Genomic DNA, 17,214 nt, shown 5'->3' on the forward strand with positions numbered 1-17,214 from the left:
ATGGCTGATTCCCGTGATGTGCTTCTTGTAGACGGGTACAACATGATTGGTGACTGGCCGGAGCTATCCAGATTGGCGGAGAGTGGATTGGAGGAGGCCCGCAACAGGCTTCTATCTCGACTAGCCGACTATCAGGCATTCTCCGGCTTGAGAGTCATTGTTGTTTTTGACGCCTACCTCGTGCCTGGACTCGGTAAATCCTTTACACAGAGCAAAGTGCAGATCTTTTTTACAAAGGAAAAAGAGACGGCTGACGAATGCATTGAGAGACTCGTTCGGGAACTAAGCACGCGAAGACGCCAAATCTATGTGGCTACAAGCGATATGGTAGAGCAGCATGTCATTTTTGGACAAGGAGCTCTGCGTGTATCCGCAAGGGAATTGCTGATCGAAGTAGAGCAGAACGAAAAAGAGTTACAGAAACGTTTGGAAGAAGATCAGGCTAAAGCAACGCGAAATACACTTGGCGGGAAGTTAAGTCCGGATGTTTTGAAGCAGTTTGAGCGGTGGCGCCGGGAATAACAGCACGGTTTTACAAAAATTAGAATTTTGAAACTCTTGACAATTATGTTATTGATGTTCTTTTTTAGGCAGAGCGTGGTTGACGGTGTGAGGTACCATCATATATACTGATCCTATATTTCATAGAGTAGAGTAACGGGGTACCTTGCGTTGCAGCCGGAGGGATTGTCTGTGAGTGTCGACCTCAAAGATATCATGTTATCCAAGTATGATTACCAAAGTGACGAAGACATTGTCGAAGCGGTCCGTGAAGGTGAAAGCGAAGCGCTGGAGTTTTTGATTAACAAATATCGTAACTTTGTACGCGCCAAGGCAAGATCTTATTTTCTGATTGGGGCTGACCGGGAAGATATCATTCAAGAAGGAATGATTGGACTCTATAAATCCATTAGGGATTTCAAAGGGGACAAGCTCGCTTCTTTCAAAGCCTTCGCCGAGTTGTGTATTACACGACAGATTATTACGGCAATTAAGACAGCAACACGTCAGAAGCATATTCCGCTTAATTCTTATGTATCACTGGACAAACCTATTTATGACGAAGAGTCCGATCGTACGTTACTCGATGTGATTTGTGGAACACAGGTCAGCGATCCGGAAGAACTTATCATCAATCAGGAAGAGTTTGTGGGCCTGGAAGATAAGATGTCTGAGATTCTGAGTGATCTGGAACGTAAAGTATTGATGTTGTATCTGGACGGGAGATCTTATCAAGAGATTGCAGTGGATTTGGACAGGCATGTAAAGTCCATTGATAATGCACTTCAGCGCGTGAAGCGTAAACTTGAAAAGTACCTGGAAGTTCGAGATAATTGAACACATGTTGTCGTTGACGGAAAAGGCTCGGGGTTTGAGTCTTTTTTTGCTGCCTCAAGTTTATAAAGTTAAAGAATGATTATACTAGTAATCGCTTGGTCCATGCAGGAGAAGAGAAAAACAGAGATGAGAAACTGAATGTGTTTGATAGGAACTTTTTACCCAATGATGAAAGGCTATTCTTTCATTGACATGGTTATACCCTTATGATAAAGTGTTTTAGGTAGGCCTAAATTCGCGGCTTTTTTTTAGGATTAATTTAGAGACTCCGCTTGAATGTGGAAGTCTTCGGGAGGTGTACATCATGCGGGTAATTATTACTTTGGCTTGTACAAACTGCAAACAAAGAAATTACACTACGACAAAAAACAAGCGTAATCACCCCGACCGCATGGAGATGAAGAAATTTTGCAAGTTTTGTAACGAGCAGACTTCTCATCGCGAAACCAGATAGTTTTTTGGAGGTGTAGTCGGCGTGAAACGTAGTTTCAAATCTCTGATTTCCTTTTTCTCTGAAAGCTGGGCTGAACTTAAAAAAGTTCGCTGGCCTAATCGTAAAGAGCTGACCAACTACACATTGATCGTTCTTGGTACTGTTGTGGTTATGACGCTGTTTTTTTGGGTCATTGATATCGGCATCTCCGCTGTGATCGAAGCGATTATTTAAGAAGGGTCCCAGGTGGCTTGATATGGAAAAAAGATGGTACGTCGTTCATACCTATTCAGGGTATGAGAATAAGGTCAAAGCCAATTTGGAAAAACGCGTAGAGTCCATGGGCATGGAAGACAAGATTTTCCGCGTTCTTGTTCCTATGGAAGAAGAAGTGGTAAACAAAGACGGTAAGAAAAAAACCGTTATGCGTAAAGTTTACCCCGGATATGTCTTGGTGGAAATGGTCCAGACGGATGACTCTTGGTATGTTGTTCGCAACACACCAGGTGTTACGGGATTTGTCGGTTCGACAGGTTCCGGGTCCAAACCAACAGCCTTGCTGCCTGAAGAAGTGGAACAAATTCTGAAGCACATGGGCATGGTTGAGCCGAAGCCTAAAATTGAATTCGATATTAAGGAATCCGTACGTATTAAAGTTGGTCCTTTTGCGAATTTTGTGGGCTCCGTGGAAGAAATCTTGGTAGACAAAAGCAAGTTGAAAGTGCACGTGAACATGTTTGGACGGGAAACACCGCTTGAGTTGGAATACACGCAAGTGGAGAAGATATAGTCTCTTCAAGTTTCTTGTGGGAGGGCTGAGAGGCCCGTTAACCACTATTTTGCAAGGAGGTGTCAATCATGGCAAAAAAGGTAATCAAAATGGTAAAACTGCAAATTCCAGCAGGTAAAGCGAATCCAGCGCCGCCGGTAGGTCCAGCTTTGGGTCAAGCAGGTGTCAACATCATGGCATTCTGTAAAGAGTTCAACGCTCGTACAGCCGATCAAGCGGGATTGATTATTCCTGTTGAAATCACAGTATTCGAAGACCGTTCCTTTACTTTCATTACTAAAACTCCACCAGCAGCAGTTCTGTTGAAAGTGGCAGCTAAAGTAGAAAAAGGATCCGGCGAACCGAACAAGAAAAAAGTCGCTACCGTTAAACGTGATGCGGTACGTCAAATCGCGGAACAAAAAATGCCTGACCTGAATGCTGCTGACGTTGAGTCTGCAATGCGTATGGTCGAAGGTACTGCCCGCAGCATGGGTATCACCATCGAAGACTAATTTTTCATCTGAAACATGGCTTCGTAAAGCCGGCCGATTCGCGGCCGGTTGATGTGGGAGGTATATCCGCTAACACCACAAAGGAGGAATATAACATGGCTAAACACGGTAAAAAATACCTGGAAGCTGCTAAGCTGATTGACAGCGAAGCAACTTACGAGCCTTCAGAAGCTGTAGAGCTTGTGAAAAAGGCAGCCACTGCAAAATTTGATGAAACTATCGAAGCAGCAGTACGCTTGGGCGTTGACCCACGTAAACAAGACCAGGCAGTACGTGGTGTTGTTGTCTTGCCACACGGCACAGGTAAAACACAACGCGTATTGGTATTTGCAAAAGGTGACAAAGCGAAAGAAGCGGAAGCGGCTGGCGCGGACTATGTTGGTGATGCAGACATGATCAACAAAATCCAACAAGGCTGGTTCGAATTCGACGTCTGCGTAGCGACACCAGACATGATGAGTGAAGTAGGTAAATTGGGCCGACTGCTCGGCGGTAAAGGTCTGATGCCTAACCCTAAAGCCGGAACGGTAACTTTCGATGTATCTAAGGCTGTTCAAGAAATTAAAGCCGGTAAAATCGAATATCGTCTGGATCGTGCAGGTCAAATTCATGCACCGATCGGTAAAGCTTCTTTCTCGACAGAGCAATTGAATGAGAACCTTAAAGCTCTCATGGACGCTTTGACTCGTGCTAAACCGGCGGCAGCAAAAGGTGTTTATCTGAAGAATGTAAGTCTTTCTTCTACGATGGGCCCTGGCGCACGCGTGAACGCAGCATCTTTTAGATAATATCGCTTGACAGGCTTGTCCTGTTCTGATATTCTATAAAAGTTGTGAGTCCGAGTGACTGACCGTTGACATTTGAATATGCTTGCCGTAGACAGTAGGTGCCATTTTGGCTTAATTTCCTGCCGAGGTGTGATTATAGAACTTAGAACGATGAAAATCGGTTATGAGTATATATCAAGCCTTCGTGATTCTACGGAGGCTTTTCTTAATGGGATAAATTTGATCAGGAGGTGTACAGTTTGGCAAACGCAAAAGTGATTCAAGCAAAACAAGAGTCCGTTGATGCAGTAACAGCAAAATTGCGCGAGAGCGTTACTAGTGTTGTTGTTGACTATCGCGGTTTGAACGTTGCCCAAGTAACTGAGCTGCGTAAGCAGCTTCGTGAAGCCGGAATCGAATTCCAAGTGCTGAAAAACTCGTTGCTTCGCCGCGCAGCAGCTGCAGCAGAACTGACAGAACTTAACGAAGTACTGACAGGTCCTAGTGCAATTGCATTCAGCGTAGACGACGTAGTGGCTCCAGCCAAAATTCTGAACGACTTCGCGAAAAAGAACGATGCACTGGAATTGAAAGGTGCAGTTGTAGAAGGTCGTGTAATTGGAGTACAAGAAGTCAAAGCGTTGGCAGAATTGCCATCACGCGAAGGTCTCCTTTCCATGCTCCTCAGCGTGCTTCAAGCGCCAGTGCGCAACTTCGCGCTTGCGGTTAAAGCTGTTGCTGAAAAAGAAGAACAAGGCGCGTAAGCAACTTGATCTGAATGCTGCTTAGGCAGTGATGAAATACAAAAAAATAATATTATATATGGAGGTTCAATCATGAGTAAAGAGCAAATCTTGGAAGCAATCAAAGGCATGACTGTACTGGAATTGAATGATCTCGTTAAAGCAATCGAAGAAGAATTCGGCGTAACTGCTGCAGCTCCAGTAGCTGTTGCAGGTGGCGGAGCTGCTGCAGCTGAAGCTGAGCAATCCGAGTTCGACGTAATCTTGACTAGCGCTGGTGCTTCCAAAATCAACGTTATCAAAGCAGTTCGCGAAATCACAGGTCTTGGCCTGAAAGAAGCGAAAGAAGTAGTTGACAATGCTCCAAAAGCATTGAAAGAAAAAGTTAGCAAAGAAGAAGCAGAAACGGTTAAAGCTAAGCTTGAAGAAGCAGGCGCTTCAATCGAAGTTAAATAATTTAGCTTTCATTAGCTAGATGAACAAAACAACAAACCCCTTGACTTATATCAAGGGGTTTGTTGCTGTAATTGTAAAAGGAAAGTGAGTGAGGACATGTCCAATCATTATTATTCGGACAAACCGCAGGTGGCACATGACAGACGGGCTACAGAAGCGGAGCTACGCGGATGGAAATTACGACTCGTTACGGATGCAGGGGTATTTTCCAAAAACGGAATCGATTACGGCAGCAGAGTGTTAATTGATGCTATAGAGTTGCCTGCTGGAGCTCATGTACTGGATGTGGGCTGCGGGTATGGACCTATTGGTCTTACAGCAGCTAAACTTGTACCGGATGGACATGTCACCATGATCGATATCAATGAGAGAGCGGTTGAGCTTTCCAGGGAAAATGCAAAAGCGAACGGCATAACGAATGTAACGGTTATGCAAAGCAATCTTCTGGCTGAGGTTAAAAAGGAAGACTTTGACGCGATTCTGACCAATCCTCCGATCCGTGCGGGTAAGGAAACCGTGCATACGATCTTTGAACAGGCATATCGTCATTTGAAGATGGGCGGAGCGTTATGGATTGTCATTCAGAAAAAGCAGGGGGCACCTTCGGCAAAAGCGAAGCTGGAATCTCTCTTTGGACGAGTGGAGGAAGTAACGAAGGATAAAGGCTACCGAATTTTCAAAGCGGTAAAATTGGAAGAGGCGCCTTTAGGCTAAATCCTAATTTGTAAAGTAAGCAGGGTGGCATTTTTTTTGCAATAGGACTATTGACTTGAAATTCAGGTCGTGGTATTATTGTAAAATGTCAGTATTAAGATGCCCTATTTGGCTTTAGCTAACTAAAAATGTCAACCTTTTTTACGCCGAACGGGCTTATTATGCCTACGTTTGGCGTATAATATGTACATTTTGGGCAAACTGGGGATAAGTATGATTTGGAAAGACATCCGCCGATCAAAGTTGCTCTTTTTTCGAACGACATTCGAGTAAGGGCTTTTCTTTATTTGTGGATGCATTGCTTTGCTCTGTATGTGTACCATTATAAGGTTACAAACAGAGGTTCGCAACGAAATTTTTAAAGTGAGTAGACATTGAGGGGTGAGTTTAAGTTGGCAGGACATCTTGTTCAATATGGTCGACGCACTCGGCGCAGTTATGCACGAATTAACGAGATACTCGAAGTTCCGAACCTGATTGAGATCCAACAAAAATCTTACGATTGGTTTTTGGAGGAAGGGTTGCGCGAAATGTTCCAGGATATCTCGCCGATCCAGGATTTTACAGGTAACTTAATTTTGGAATTTATCGATTACAGTCTCGGTGAACCGAAGTATACAGTAGACGACGCGAAAGAGCGTGACGTTACTTATGCAGCACCGCTTCGGGTCAAAGTCCGGCTCATTAATAAGGAAACCGGCGAAGTCAAAGAGCAGGAAGTATTCATGGGAGATTTCCCGCTGATGACCGACACCGGCACATTTATTATTAATGGTGCGGAACGGGTTATTGTCAGCCAGTTGGTTCGCTCTCCTAGCGTTTACTTCAGTACCAAAGTAGATAAAAACGCCAAAAAAACGTATACCGCTACAGTTATTCCTAACCGCGGCGCTTGGCTCGAACTGGAGATGGACGCGAAGGATGTTGTTTACGTCCGGATCGACCGCACACGTAAAATACCGGTGACGGTTCTCCTGCGTGCACTTGGTTTTGGCACAGACGCTGAGATTCTGGATCTGCTCGGTAATGACGAATATATTCGCAATACGCTGGACAAAGACAATACGGATTCCACGGAGAAAGCGCTGATTGAAATTTATGAGCGTCTTCGTCCGGGCGAGCCACCAACGCTGGATAATGCGAAAAGCTTGCTCGTAGCGCGTTTCTTTGATCCAAAACGTTATGACCTGGCTAATGTGGGTCGTTACAAAATCAACAAAAAGCTTCACATTAAGAACCGTTTATTCAACCAACGTTTGGCTGAGTCTCTTGTGGACACCGAAACTGGTGAAATCATCGCTGAAGCAGGTCAAATGATAGACCGTCGTCTGTTGGATGAAATCATGCCGCAACTGGAGAAGAGCGTTGGTTTCCGCACATATCACGTCGCTAATGGCGTTTTGGATGCCAATGATATCCCGATGCAAACAATTGATGTATTTTCACCGATTGAGGATGGTAAGGTCGTTAAACTGATTGCCAATGCTAACATTGATAAATCAGTGAAGAACGTTACACCAGCTGATATCATTTCCTCTATTAGTTACTTCATTAACCTTCTGCATGGCATCGGAAGCACAGATGATATCGATCACCTGGGTAACCGTCGTCTCCGCTCGGTTGGTGAACTCTTGCAAAACCAATTCCGTATCGGTTTATCCCGTATGGAACGTGTGGTTCGTGAGAGAATGTCCATTCAGGATGCTAACGTAATCACGCCTCAGGCTTTGATTAACATACGTCCTGTTATCGCATCCATTAAAGAGTTCTTCGGTAGCTCCCAATTGTCGCAGTTTATGGATCAAACAAACCCACTGGGTGAGTTGACACATAAACGCCGTCTGTCCGCACTCGGACCGGGTGGTTTGACACGTGAGCGTGCCGGCATGGAAGTCCGTGACGTGCATCCATCCCACTATGGCCGGATGTGTCCAATCGAGACACCAGAGGGACCAAACATTGGTTTGATCAACTCCTTGTCGACATTTGCCCGTGTGAACGAATATGGATTCATTGAAGCACCTTATCGCTGGGTAGATCCGAAGACTGGTGTCGTAACCGAGCAAATCGATTACCTGACAGCAGACGAAGAGGACAACTATGTAATTGCTCAAGCGAATGCGAAGCTGAATGAAGACAGTACTTTTGCTGAAGAAGCGATCATTGTACGTTACAACAAACAGTCGGATAACATCCTTACGATGCCGAGTGAACGTGTTGACTACATGGACGTATCTCCTAAGCAAGTTGTATCTGTCGCTACAGCGCTCATTCCGTTCCTTGAGAACGATGACTCCAACCGTGCGCTCATGGGATCGAACATGCAGCGGCAAGCCGTTCCACTCTTGATTCCTAAAGCTCCGCTGGTCGGAACAGGTATGGAACATAAAGCCGCGAAAGATTCCGGTGTATGTATTGTCTCCAAATATGACGGGATTATTGAACGTTCTTCTGCGAATGAGATTTGGTTGCGTCGTATTGAAGAAGTTGATGGTCAAGAAGTCAAAGGCGATATCGTTAAATATAAATTACACAAATTTATGCGTTCGAACCAAGGAACATGCATTAACCAACGTCCGATTGTCAAAAGAGGTGCTGTTGTCAAAGCTGGTGACATCCTTGCAGACGGTCCTTCGACGGAAATGGGTGAATTGGCACTGGGACGCAACGTAGTGGTTGCCTTCATGACTTGGGAAGGTTACAACTACGAGGATGCGATCTTGCTCAGCGAAAAACTCGTTAAAGAAGATGTGTATACATCCATTCATATCGAGGAATATGAGTCTGAAGCACGTGATACTAAGCTCGGACCTGAAGAGATCACACGTGATATCCCGAACGTAGGGGAAGAAGCGCTGCGTAATCTGGATGAGCGTGGTATTATCCGTATCGGTGCTGAAATCAGTGCTGGTGACATTCTGGTTGGTAAAGTAACACCAAAAGGTGTAACTGAACTGACTGCAGAAGAACGTCTCCTGCATGCGATCTTTGGTGAGAAAGCGCGTGAAGTACGTGATACTTCCCTGCGTGTACCTCACGGTACTGACGGTATCGTAGTTGATGTAAAAGTCTTTACCCGTGAAAACGGTGATGAACTGCCTCCAGGTGTTAACCAACTCGTTCGTGTCTATATCGCTCAAAAACGGAAAATTTCCGAGGGTGATAAAATGGCCGGACGTCACGGTAACAAAGGGGTCGTAGCCCGTATCCTACCGGAAGAAGATATGCCTTTCCTGCCGGACGGAACACCAGTTCAAATCGTTCTTAACCCACTGGGCGTACCTTCCCGGATGAATATCGGTCAAGTACTCGAGGTTCACTTGGGTATGGCGGCGATGCAACTGGGTATTCACGTAGCAACTCCTGTATTCGACGGAGCGAAGGAGTATGACGTCTTCGATACGATGGAAGAAGCAGGTATGCAACGTAATGGTAAAACTGTCCTGTATGATGGTCGTACAGGTGAAGAGTTTGAACGTGAAGTTACCGTAGGTGTCATGCACATGATCAAATTGGCACACATGGTTGATGATAAAATCCATGCCCGTTCCACGGGTCCTTACTCACTTGTTACGCAACAGCCATTGGGTGGTAAAGCCCAATTTGGTGGACAGCGTTTCGGGGAGATGGAAGTATGGGCGCTTGAGGCATACGGTGCTGCTTATACACTGCAAGAAATCTTGACTGTTAAGTCCGATGATGTTGTAGGTCGGGTGAAAACGTATGAATCCATCGTCAAAGGCGAGAATGTTCCTGAACCAGGTGTTCCTGAATCATTCAAAGTATTGATCAAAGAGCTGCAAAGCTTGGGTATGGACGTTAAGATTTTGAGCGAAGATGAGCAAGAGATTGAAATGAAAGAAATGGACGATGAAGATGACGCTGCGAGCGATAAGCTCAGCCTCAACCTTGAGGGTACAGAGGTCGGAGCGGAGTAACCGCTTCGGGCGCATGATGACCGGCGTTTTTCATCAGGCTCGCGTCTTGCTCCGGCTTCGGCCGGAGGGGGCGTAACCTAGAATACAGGACTTGGTTAAGGAGGGTTGCTCCTTGTTGGACGTCAACAATTTCGAATACATGAAGATCGGGCTTGCTTCCCCAGAAAAAATTCGTTCTTGGTCCCGCGGAGAAGTGAAAAAACCGGAAACGATCAACTATCGTACGTTGAAACCGGAAAAAGAAGGGCTGTTCTGCGAAAAGATTTTTGGCCCTACAAAAGACTGGGAATGTCATTGCGGTAAATACAAACGCGTGCGTTATAAAGGCGTTGTCTGTGATCGTTGTGGCGTTGAAGTCACACGTGCGAAAGTACGCCGCGAACGGATGGGCCATATTGAGCTCGCTGCTCCGGTATCGCATATCTGGTACTTCAAAGGTATTCCGAGCCGCATGGGTCTCGCTCTGGATATGTCTCCAAGATCTCTCGAGGAGATTATTTATTTTGCATCATATGTAGTAACTGATCCAGGAGAAACTCCACTGGAGAAAAAACAGCTGTTGTCCGAGAAAGAATACCGCAGCTACCGTGAGAAATACGGATATGGATTCCACGCTGGCATGGGTGCAGAAGCGGTTAAAAAACTGCTTCAAGACATTGATGTGGATAAAGAGCTTGAATTCCTGAAGGAAGAGCTCCGCACTGCACAAGGACAACGTCGTAACCGTGCAATCAAACGTCTGGAAGTTATTGAAGCTTTCCGCAACTCGGGTAATAAACCTGAGTGGATGATCATGGATGTACTTCCTGTTATCCCACCGGAACTTCGTCCAATGGTACAGCTGGATGGTGGACGTTTTGCAACGTCTGACCTGAATGACCTGTATCGCCGTGTAATCAACCGGAACAATCGTCTGAAACGTTTGCTTGACTTGGGCGCACCAGACATTATCGTGCAAAATGAAAAACGGATGCTGCAGGAAGCTGTTGACGCATTGATCGACAACGGCCGTCGTGGACGCCCTGTAACGGGGCCTGGTAACCGTCCTTTGAAATCCCTCAGCCACATGCTGAAAGGTAAACAAGGACGTTTCCGTCAGAACTTGCTCGGTAAACGGGTTGACTATTCCGGTCGTTCCGTTATCGTAGTTGGACCTTACCTGAAAATGTATCAGTGTGGTCTGCCTAAAGATATGGCACTTGAACTGTTCAAGCCTTTTGTTATGAAAGAGCTTGTAAATAAAGGGCTTGCCCACAACATCAAGAGCGCTAAACGTAAAGTTGAGCGTGTAAGTCCTGAAGTATGGGATGTTCTTGAAGAAGTAATTAAGGAGCACCCGGTTCTGCTGAACCGTGCCCCTACACTTCACAGACTCGGTATTCAAGCGTTTGAACCGATTCTCGTTGAAGGTAAAGCGATCCGTCTTCACCCACTCGTATGTACGGCATACAATGCCGACTTTGACGGTGACCAAATGGCCGTGCACGTTCCATTGTCTGCTGAAGCTCAAGCAGAAGCACGTATCCTGATGCTTGCATCAGGTAACATTTTGAACCCGAAAGACGGTAAACCGGTTGTTACCCCTTCCCAGGATATGGTGCTTGGTTCTTACTACCTGACCATGGACAACAAGGAAGAAAAGGGAACAGGTATGATCTTGCGCACGGTTAACGAAGCTGTATCCGCGTACCAACGTGGTACTGCAGGTTTACATGCACGTGTAGCGATTCCGGTTAGAGCGCTTGGCAAAACAGTCTTCACCGATAAGCAACAAGATGCAATGATGTTGACTACGGTCGGCAAAATCATCTTTAATGAAATCTTCCCGGCAAGCTTCCCTTACATCAATGATGCAACTCGTGCGAACCTCTACCAGGGTACCGCTGAGCATTCATTTGTTTATGAGAAGGGTGCTGACCTTAGAGAAGCGATTATGAACGCTCCTTTGGCTGGTGGTGTCGGTAAAGAATATCTCGGTTCTATCATCGCACGTTGTTTTGAAATTTATCATACAACGGAAACAGCCGTTATTTTGGATAAAATCAAACAACTCGGATTCACATACTCCACTCGCGCTGGTATCACTGTAGCGGTGTCGGATGTTATCGTTCCACCTGAGAAATTTGAAATTCTTAGACAGTCTGAGGAAAAAGCACAAATCGTTACGAACCAATACCGTCGTGGTCTGATTACGAACGAAGAGCGCTATGACCGCATCATTGATATCTGGTCGAAATCGAAAGATGATATCACCGAGATTCTGATGAAATCGATGGATCGCTACAATTCCATCATGATGATGGTTGACTCCAAAGCACGGGGTAACAAATCGCAAATCACCCAATTGGGCGGTATGCGTGGTCTGATGGCCAACCCATCCGGTCGAATCATTGAACTCCCAATCAAATCGAACTTCCGTGAAGGTCTGACGGTACTCGAGTACTTTATCTCGACTCACGGTGCCCGTAAAGGTTTGGCCGATACGGCCCTGCGTACAGCGGATTCAGGTTACCTGACCCGTCGTCTCGTAGACGTGGCACAAGACGTGATCGTGCGTGAAGATGATTGTGGTACAGATAAAGGCTTTACCGTAAGTCGTATCCAGGATGGTAAAGAGGTTATTGAGGATCTCTACGACCGTATTGAAGGCAGATACTGCTTCGAGACTGTTCGTCATCCGGAAACAAAAGAAATTATTGCACACCGTAATGAACTGATTGACTCTGATAAAGCTGAGGCAATCATCGAAGCTGGCGTAACCAAACTACAAATCCGCTCCGTACTTAGCTGCCGTGCACGTCACGGTGTCTGCAAGAAGTGTTATGGTCGCAACTTGGCGACTGGTAAACACGTGGAGATCGGTGAAGCAGTTGGTATTATCGCAGCACAATCCATTGGTGAGCCAGGAACACAGCTGACAATGCGTACATTCCACACCGGTGGTGTAGCCGGAGACGATATTACGCAAGGTTTGCCGCGTATCCAGGAGTTGTTTGAGGCTCGTAATCCTAAGGGTCAAGCAACAATCAGTGAGATCGACGGTGTTGTTAAAGAAATTCGCGAAGCGAAAGATCGTCGCGAAATTGAAATTCAAGGTGAAGCAGAATCCAAAGTTTACTCTGTTACCTACGGTTCTCGTGTACGCGTTAGCGAAGGCATGGAAATTGAAGCAGGCGACGAGTTGACAGATGGTTCTATCGATCCAAAAGAAATGCTGCGCATTAAAGGCGTACGTGGCGTACAGAACTACATTTTGCAGGAAGTACAACGCGTATACCGTAACCAAGGCGTAGAAATCAATGACAAACACGTTGAAGTTATGATCCGTCAAATGTTGCGTAAAATCCGTATCGTCGATGCAGGGGACACTACATTGTTGCCAGGATCGTTCGTGGATACGCATGAGTACGAAAGAGCTAACAAGACAGCGATTCTGAGTGATAAAGAGCCAGCGGTTGCAAAACCAATTCTGCTCGGTATTACGAAAGCATCCCTGGAAACAGACTCCTTCCTCTCGGCGGCTTCGTTCCAAGAGACTACACGTGTACTGACAGATGCAGCGATCAAAGGTAAAGTCGATCAGTTGCTCGGTCTGAAAGAGAATGTAATCATCGGTAAACTGATTCCTGCAGGTACAGGCATGCACCGTTACCGCAGCATCAAATTTGCTGAGCCGGAAGATGGCCAATCTTCGGTAGAAGAACTTGAGCCAGTTTCGGTTGATTAAGATATTTCACTAGATTCATCCTTATTATTAGGGTGAACTAAAGTTTTGTACGCCGGGAGGCGACGGCTGTTTCATACAGAAGAACGTTCCCGGCGAGGCAAAACTTTAAATGAAATATTTTAGGATTAGCATTGACATTGCTTGCGCTAGATGCTAATATATCAAAGGTGCGTGAGTAGCTGATTGTATTTGGTCCTATTCGGAGGAATGAACAATGTCTAATGAAAAAGGTCTGCAAGATGCTCATGTCAAAATAGGTACCAAACAGACCACGCGGATGGTTCAGACAGGTATGGCTTCTGAAGTTTATGTGGCTGAAGATTGTGATCCGCAGCTTACTTCCAAAATCATTGCTTTGTGTGAACAACACAATGTGAAGTGCACGAAAGTGGACACAATGAAAAATCTCGGCAAAGCTTGCGGGATTGGAGTAGGGGCAGCAATGGCTGCTGTCGTAAAATGATACGGTAAGGAACGTTTTTGTCCGAGAACTTTTAGGGATTCTCCAAGGCAAAAACTTTTCATTTGTCTTTTTATGAACCGCCTGGGTCTGTGGACTTAGCGTAAGAGGTTTATAAAGAAACATGAAAAATTGAGGAAGGGGGTGGCAATCACATGCCAACTATTAACCAACTGGTACGTAAAGGACGTCAAGCTAAAGTTGATAAGTCCAAATCACCAGCTTTGCAAAAAGGGTTCAATGCTTTGAAACGTGAATCAACTAACATCAGTGCCCCACAAAAACGTGGTGTCTGCACTCGTGTAGGTACAATGACTCCACGTAAACCAAACTCTGCACTTCGTAAGTATGCCCGTGTTCGTTTGACGAACCGTCTCGAGGTAACTGCTTATATCCCGGGTATCGGACATAACCTTCAAGAGCACAGTGTTGTGTTGATCCGTGGAGGTAAAGTTAAAGACCTTGCAGGGGTTCGTTATCACATCGTTCGCGGAGCTCTTGATACTGCAGGCGTGAACAACCGTATGCAAGCTCGTTCGAAATACGGTGCTAAACGTCCAAAAGCTAAAAAAGCCTAATATATTATAAGTAGCAGTCCTGAATATCTTCTGGGTTAATCCCAGGAGGTGTAGGATGTGCTCATGAAGAAAGAAAGGGGGATATCCATGCCACGCAAAGGTCCAGTTACGAAAAGAGACGTGTTGCCAGATCCGGTATACAGCAGCAAGCTGGTTACTCGTTTGATCAATCGCATCATGCTCGACGGAAAACGCGGTGTTGCTCAAAGCATTCTGTATAATGCGTTTAAGTTGATTCAAGAACGTACGGGTAATGACCCTATGGAAGTATTTGAAGCAGCAATCAAAAATATCATGCCAGTCCTGGAAGTTAAAGCTCGCCGTGTCGGCGGTGCCAACTACCAAGTACCAATCGAGGTAAAACCAGAGAGACGTACTGCTTTGGGATTACGTTGGCTCGTGAACTACTCCCGCAACCGCGGTGAGAAAACAATGGAAGAGCGTTTGGCGGCTGAGATCATCGACGCTTCCAACAACACAGGCGCTTCCGTTAAAAAACGTGAAGATACGCATAAAATGGCTGAAGCGAACAAAGCGTTTGCTCACTACCGTTGGTAGGATTCGGTTCACAATAATAACTTCAATTTTGAAGGGAGACCCATTTCATGGCAAGAGAGTTCTCCTTGAAAAATACACGTAATATCGGGATCATGGCTCATATTGATGCGGGTAAAACCACGACAACTGAGCGGATCTTGTTCTACACAGGACGTACGCACAAAATCGGTGAAGTACACGAAGGCGCTGCGACAATGGACTGGATGGAACAGGAACAGGAGCGCGGAATTACAATTACTTCCGCTGCGACTACCGCTGCTTGGAAAGGCCACCGCGTTAACATCATTGATACCCCGGGACACGTTGACTTCACTGTTGAAGTTGAACGTTCCCTTCGTGTATTGGACGGAGCAGTTGGTGTATTCAGTGCGAAAGAAGGCGTTGAGCCTCAGTCCGAAACCGTATGGAGACAGGCTGACAAGTACGGCGTACCTCGTATCGCTTATGTAAACAAAATGGATATCATCGGTGCTGACTTCCTGAACGTTGTATCTGACATGCGTGATCGCCTTCAAGCGAACGCAGTTGCGATTCAACTTCCTATCGGCGCTGAAAATGATTTTAAAGGTATCATTGATATCGTTGCACAAAAGGCTCATATGTACAAAGATGACCTTGGACAAGATATCGAAGAAACCGAAATTCCTGCGGAATTTGTTGAGCAAGTTGCAGAACTCCGTAACGAATTGGTTGAGCGTGTTGCAGAACTCGACGAAGATTTGACAATGAAATACCTGGAAGGCGAAGAGATCACTATTGATGAGATCAAAGCGGCCCTCCGTAAAGGTGTTGTTGATGTTAAGATCTTCCCGGTTATCTGTGGATCCTCGTATCGTAACAAAGGTGTTCAACTGATGTTGGATGCTGTTATCGACTACTTGCCGGCTCCAACAGACGTTCCATCTATCACTGGTCATCTTGAAGATGGAACTGAAGCAATTCGTAAGTCATCCGATGAAGAGCCTTTCTCCGCATTGGCATTCAAAATCATGACTGACCCTTACGTTGGTAAATTGACATTCTTCCGCGTATACTCCGGTGTTCTTCAATCCGGATCTTACGTATTGAACGCAACTAAAAACAAACGTGAGCGTATCGGTCGTATCCTTCAAATGCATGCAAACAGCCGTCAAGAAATCACTGAAGTTTACTCCGGTGACATTGCAGCTGCTGTAGGTTTGAAAGATACGGGTACAGGTGATACACTGTGTGATGAGAAAAATCCGGTTATCCTGGAGTCAATGAACTTCCCTGATCCGGTTATCGAAATCGCCGTTGAACCTAAAACCAAAGCTGACCAAGATAAAATGGGTGTTGCTCTCGGTAAGTTGACTGAAGAGGATCCTACTCTTCGTGCTCATACTGATGAAGAAACAGGCCAAACGATCTTGGCAGGTATGGGGGAGCTTCACCTTGATATCATCATTGACCGTATGCGTCGTGAGTTCAAGGTTGAAACTACTGTGGGTAAACCACAAGTAGCTTACCGTGAAACTTTCCGTGCACCAGCGCGTGTTGAAGGTAAATTCGTTCGTCAATCCGGTGGTCGTGGTCAATACGGTCACGTATGGGTTGAGTTCGAACCTCTCGAAGCAGGTACAGGCAGCCAGTTCGAAAGTAAGGTTGTCGGTGGTTCTGTTCCAAGAGAATACATTCAACCAGCTCTTGCAGGTATCGAAGAGCAAATGAAAAACGGCGTTATCGCAGGCTTCCCGCTTGTTGACGTTAAGGCTACAATCGTAGACGGATCTTACCATGATGTCGATTCCAACGAGATGGCATTTAAAATTGCCGGATCGATGGCGCTAAAAGCTGCGAAAGACAAATGTAAGCCGGTTCTGCTTGAGCCAATCATGAAAGTAGAAGTAACCGTTCCAGAAGAGTATATGGGTGACGTTATGGGTATGCTTAACTCCCGTCGTGGCCGCATCGAAGGTATGGATTCCCGTAGTGGAGCCCAAATCATCCGTGCTAAAGTACCTTTGTCTGAAATGTTCGGATACTCTACAACTCTTCGTTCCGGTACTCAAGGACGCGGCGTATTCTCCATGGAGCTTTCTCACTATGAAGAAGTTCCTAAGAGCATCGCTGAAGAGATTGTTGCCAAAACAAAAGGAACCGAGTAGTTTTCTCTCATTGAATGAAAGTGCATAAGAGTCATGTATTCTTTGCACTTCATTTAGTGAAAACATAAAATTATAATTTTAAGGAGGCCACG

16 protein-coding genes and 1 other annotated feature are annotated in these 17,214 nt (G+C 45.7%); all 16 genes read left to right on the top strand.

The genetic code is table 11. The features are described 5' to 3' along the window. The 16 genes from BLV50_RS31580 (at position 1) to fusA (ending at position 17,122) form a co-directional block, all read left to right on the top strand. A complete protein-coding gene (locus tag BLV50_RS31580; RefSeq protein ID WP_063567417.1) occupies positions 1 to 522 on the top strand; it encodes an NYN domain-containing protein in 522 nt (173 codons plus the stop codon). A 171-nt stretch (positions 523 to 693) separates the two neighbouring features. After that, the gene (gene sigH, locus BLV50_RS31585) at positions 694 to 1,338 is read left to right on the top strand and encodes an RNA polymerase sporulation sigma factor SigH (protein ID WP_024633601.1); all 645 of its coding nucleotides are present in this window, start codon (positions 694 to 696) and stop codon (positions 1,336 to 1,338) included. Positions 1,339 to 1,642: 304 nt separating this feature from the next. After that, positions 1,643 to 1,792: a 50S ribosomal protein L33 gene (gene rpmG, locus BLV50_RS31590; protein WP_072735843.1), complete on the top strand. Its 150-nt coding sequence runs from the start codon at positions 1,643 to 1,645 to the stop codon at positions 1,790 to 1,792. Positions 1,793 to 1,813: 21 nt separating this feature from the next. Next, on the top strand, positions 1,814 to 2,005 hold the full coding sequence (gene secE, locus BLV50_RS31595; RefSeq protein WP_053779219.1) for a preprotein translocase subunit SecE: 192 nt from the start codon (positions 1,814 to 1,816) through the stop codon (positions 2,003 to 2,005). Positions 2,006 to 2,027: 22 nt separating this feature from the next. Continuing rightward, positions 2,028 to 2,561, top strand: a complete 534-nt coding sequence (gene nusG / locus BLV50_RS31600) for a transcription termination/antitermination protein NusG (RefSeq protein WP_024633599.1) — start codon at positions 2,028 to 2,030, stop codon at positions 2,559 to 2,561. Positions 2,562 to 2,629: 68 nt separating this feature from the next. After that, positions 2,630 to 3,055 carry a 50S ribosomal protein L11 gene (rplK, locus tag BLV50_RS31605; protein WP_024633598.1) on the top strand — a complete coding sequence of 142 codons (426 nt, stop codon included), beginning with the start codon at positions 2,630 to 2,632 and terminating at the stop codon, positions 3,053 to 3,055. A 95-nt stretch (positions 3,056 to 3,150) separates the two neighbouring features. Then, positions 3,151 to 3,843, top strand: coding sequence for a 50S ribosomal protein L1 (gene rplA / locus BLV50_RS31610; protein WP_063567418.1), 693 nt, complete (start codon positions 3,151 to 3,153; stop codon positions 3,841 to 3,843). 67 nt (positions 3,844 to 3,910) lie between these two features. Then, positions 3,911 to 4,059, top strand: a sequence feature (ribosomal protein L10 leader region). A 23-nt stretch (positions 4,060 to 4,082) separates the two neighbouring features. Continuing rightward, entirely contained in the window at positions 4,083 to 4,586 is a 504-nt protein-coding gene (rplJ, locus tag BLV50_RS31615; RefSeq protein WP_063567419.1) for a 50S ribosomal protein L10, read from the top strand. Between the two features lie 72 nt (positions 4,587 to 4,658). Next, a complete protein-coding gene (gene rplL, locus BLV50_RS31620; protein WP_024633595.1) occupies positions 4,659 to 5,021 on the top strand; it encodes a 50S ribosomal protein L7/L12 in 363 nt (120 codons plus the stop codon). A 96-nt stretch (positions 5,022 to 5,117) separates the two neighbouring features. Then, complete coding sequence (locus BLV50_RS31625; RefSeq protein WP_063567421.1) at positions 5,118 to 5,735, top strand: class I SAM-dependent methyltransferase; 618 nt, start codon at positions 5,118 to 5,120, stop codon at positions 5,733 to 5,735. A gap of 392 nt (positions 5,736 to 6,127) precedes the next feature. Further along, the gene (gene rpoB / locus BLV50_RS31630; protein ID WP_063567422.1) at positions 6,128 to 9,673 is read left to right on the top strand and encodes a DNA-directed RNA polymerase subunit beta; all 3,546 of its coding nucleotides are present in this window, start codon (positions 6,128 to 6,130) and stop codon (positions 9,671 to 9,673) included. Between the two features lie 112 nt (positions 9,674 to 9,785). Beyond that, positions 9,786 to 13,400, top strand: coding sequence for a DNA-directed RNA polymerase subunit beta' (rpoC, locus tag BLV50_RS31635; RefSeq protein ID WP_063567423.1), 3,615 nt, complete (start codon positions 9,786 to 9,788; stop codon positions 13,398 to 13,400). A 214-nt stretch (positions 13,401 to 13,614) separates the two neighbouring features. Next, positions 13,615 to 13,863: a ribosomal L7Ae/L30e/S12e/Gadd45 family protein gene (locus tag BLV50_RS31640; protein ID WP_024633591.1), complete on the top strand. Its 249-nt coding sequence runs from the start codon at positions 13,615 to 13,617 to the stop codon at positions 13,861 to 13,863. A 152-nt stretch (positions 13,864 to 14,015) separates the two neighbouring features. After that, on the top strand, positions 14,016 to 14,438 hold the full coding sequence (rpsL, locus tag BLV50_RS31645) for a 30S ribosomal protein S12 (RefSeq protein ID WP_056697677.1): 423 nt from the start codon (positions 14,016 to 14,018) through the stop codon (positions 14,436 to 14,438). A gap of 87 nt (positions 14,439 to 14,525) precedes the next feature. After that, positions 14,526 to 14,996, top strand: coding sequence for a 30S ribosomal protein S7 (gene rpsG / locus BLV50_RS31650; protein ID WP_024633590.1), 471 nt, complete (start codon positions 14,526 to 14,528; stop codon positions 14,994 to 14,996). A gap of 47 nt (positions 14,997 to 15,043) precedes the next feature. After that, on the top strand, positions 15,044 to 17,122 hold the full coding sequence (fusA, locus tag BLV50_RS31655; RefSeq protein ID WP_063567424.1) for an elongation factor G: 2,079 nt from the start codon (positions 15,044 to 15,046) through the stop codon (positions 17,120 to 17,122). Positions 17,123 to 17,214 lie beyond the last annotated feature (92 nt).

The organism is Paenibacillus sp. 276b, from assembly GCF_900107875.1.
In the GTDB taxonomy this organism is placed as follows: domain Bacteria; phylum Bacillota; class Bacilli; order Paenibacillales; family Paenibacillaceae; genus Paenibacillus; species Paenibacillus marchantiae.

Excerpts from the sequence above, each read along its gene's own strand:
- BLV50_RS31625 (WP_063567421.1), top strand. The coding sequence starts at position 5,118 with ATGTCCAATCATTATTATTCGGACAAACCGCAGGTGGCACATGACAGA.
- rplL (WP_024633595.1), top strand. The coding sequence starts at position 4,659 with ATGAGTAAAGAGCAAATCTTGGAAGCAATCAAAGGCATGACTGTACTG.
- rplK (WP_024633598.1), top strand. The coding sequence starts at position 2,630 with ATGGCAAAAAAGGTAATCAAAATGGTAAAACTGCAAATTCCAGCAGGT.
- BLV50_RS31640 (WP_024633591.1), top strand. The coding sequence starts at position 13,615 with ATGTCTAATGAAAAAGGTCTGCAAGATGCTCATGTCAAAATAGGTACC.
- nusG (WP_024633599.1), top strand. The coding sequence starts at position 2,028 with ATGGAAAAAAGATGGTACGTCGTTCATACCTATTCAGGGTATGAGAAT.
- rpsG (WP_024633590.1), top strand. The coding sequence starts at position 14,526 with ATGCCACGCAAAGGTCCAGTTACGAAAAGAGACGTGTTGCCAGATCCG.
- rpsL (WP_056697677.1), top strand. The coding sequence starts at position 14,016 with ATGCCAACTATTAACCAACTGGTACGTAAAGGACGTCAAGCTAAAGTT.
- rpmG (WP_072735843.1), top strand. The coding sequence starts at position 1,643 with ATGCGGGTAATTATTACTTTGGCTTGTACAAACTGCAAACAAAGAAAT.
- fusA (WP_063567424.1), top strand. The coding sequence starts at position 15,044 with ATGGCAAGAGAGTTCTCCTTGAAAAATACACGTAATATCGGGATCATG.
- BLV50_RS31580 (WP_063567417.1), top strand. The coding sequence starts at position 1 with ATGGCTGATTCCCGTGATGTGCTTCTTGTAGACGGGTACAACATGATT.
- rplA (WP_063567418.1), top strand. The coding sequence starts at position 3,151 with ATGGCTAAACACGGTAAAAAATACCTGGAAGCTGCTAAGCTGATTGAC.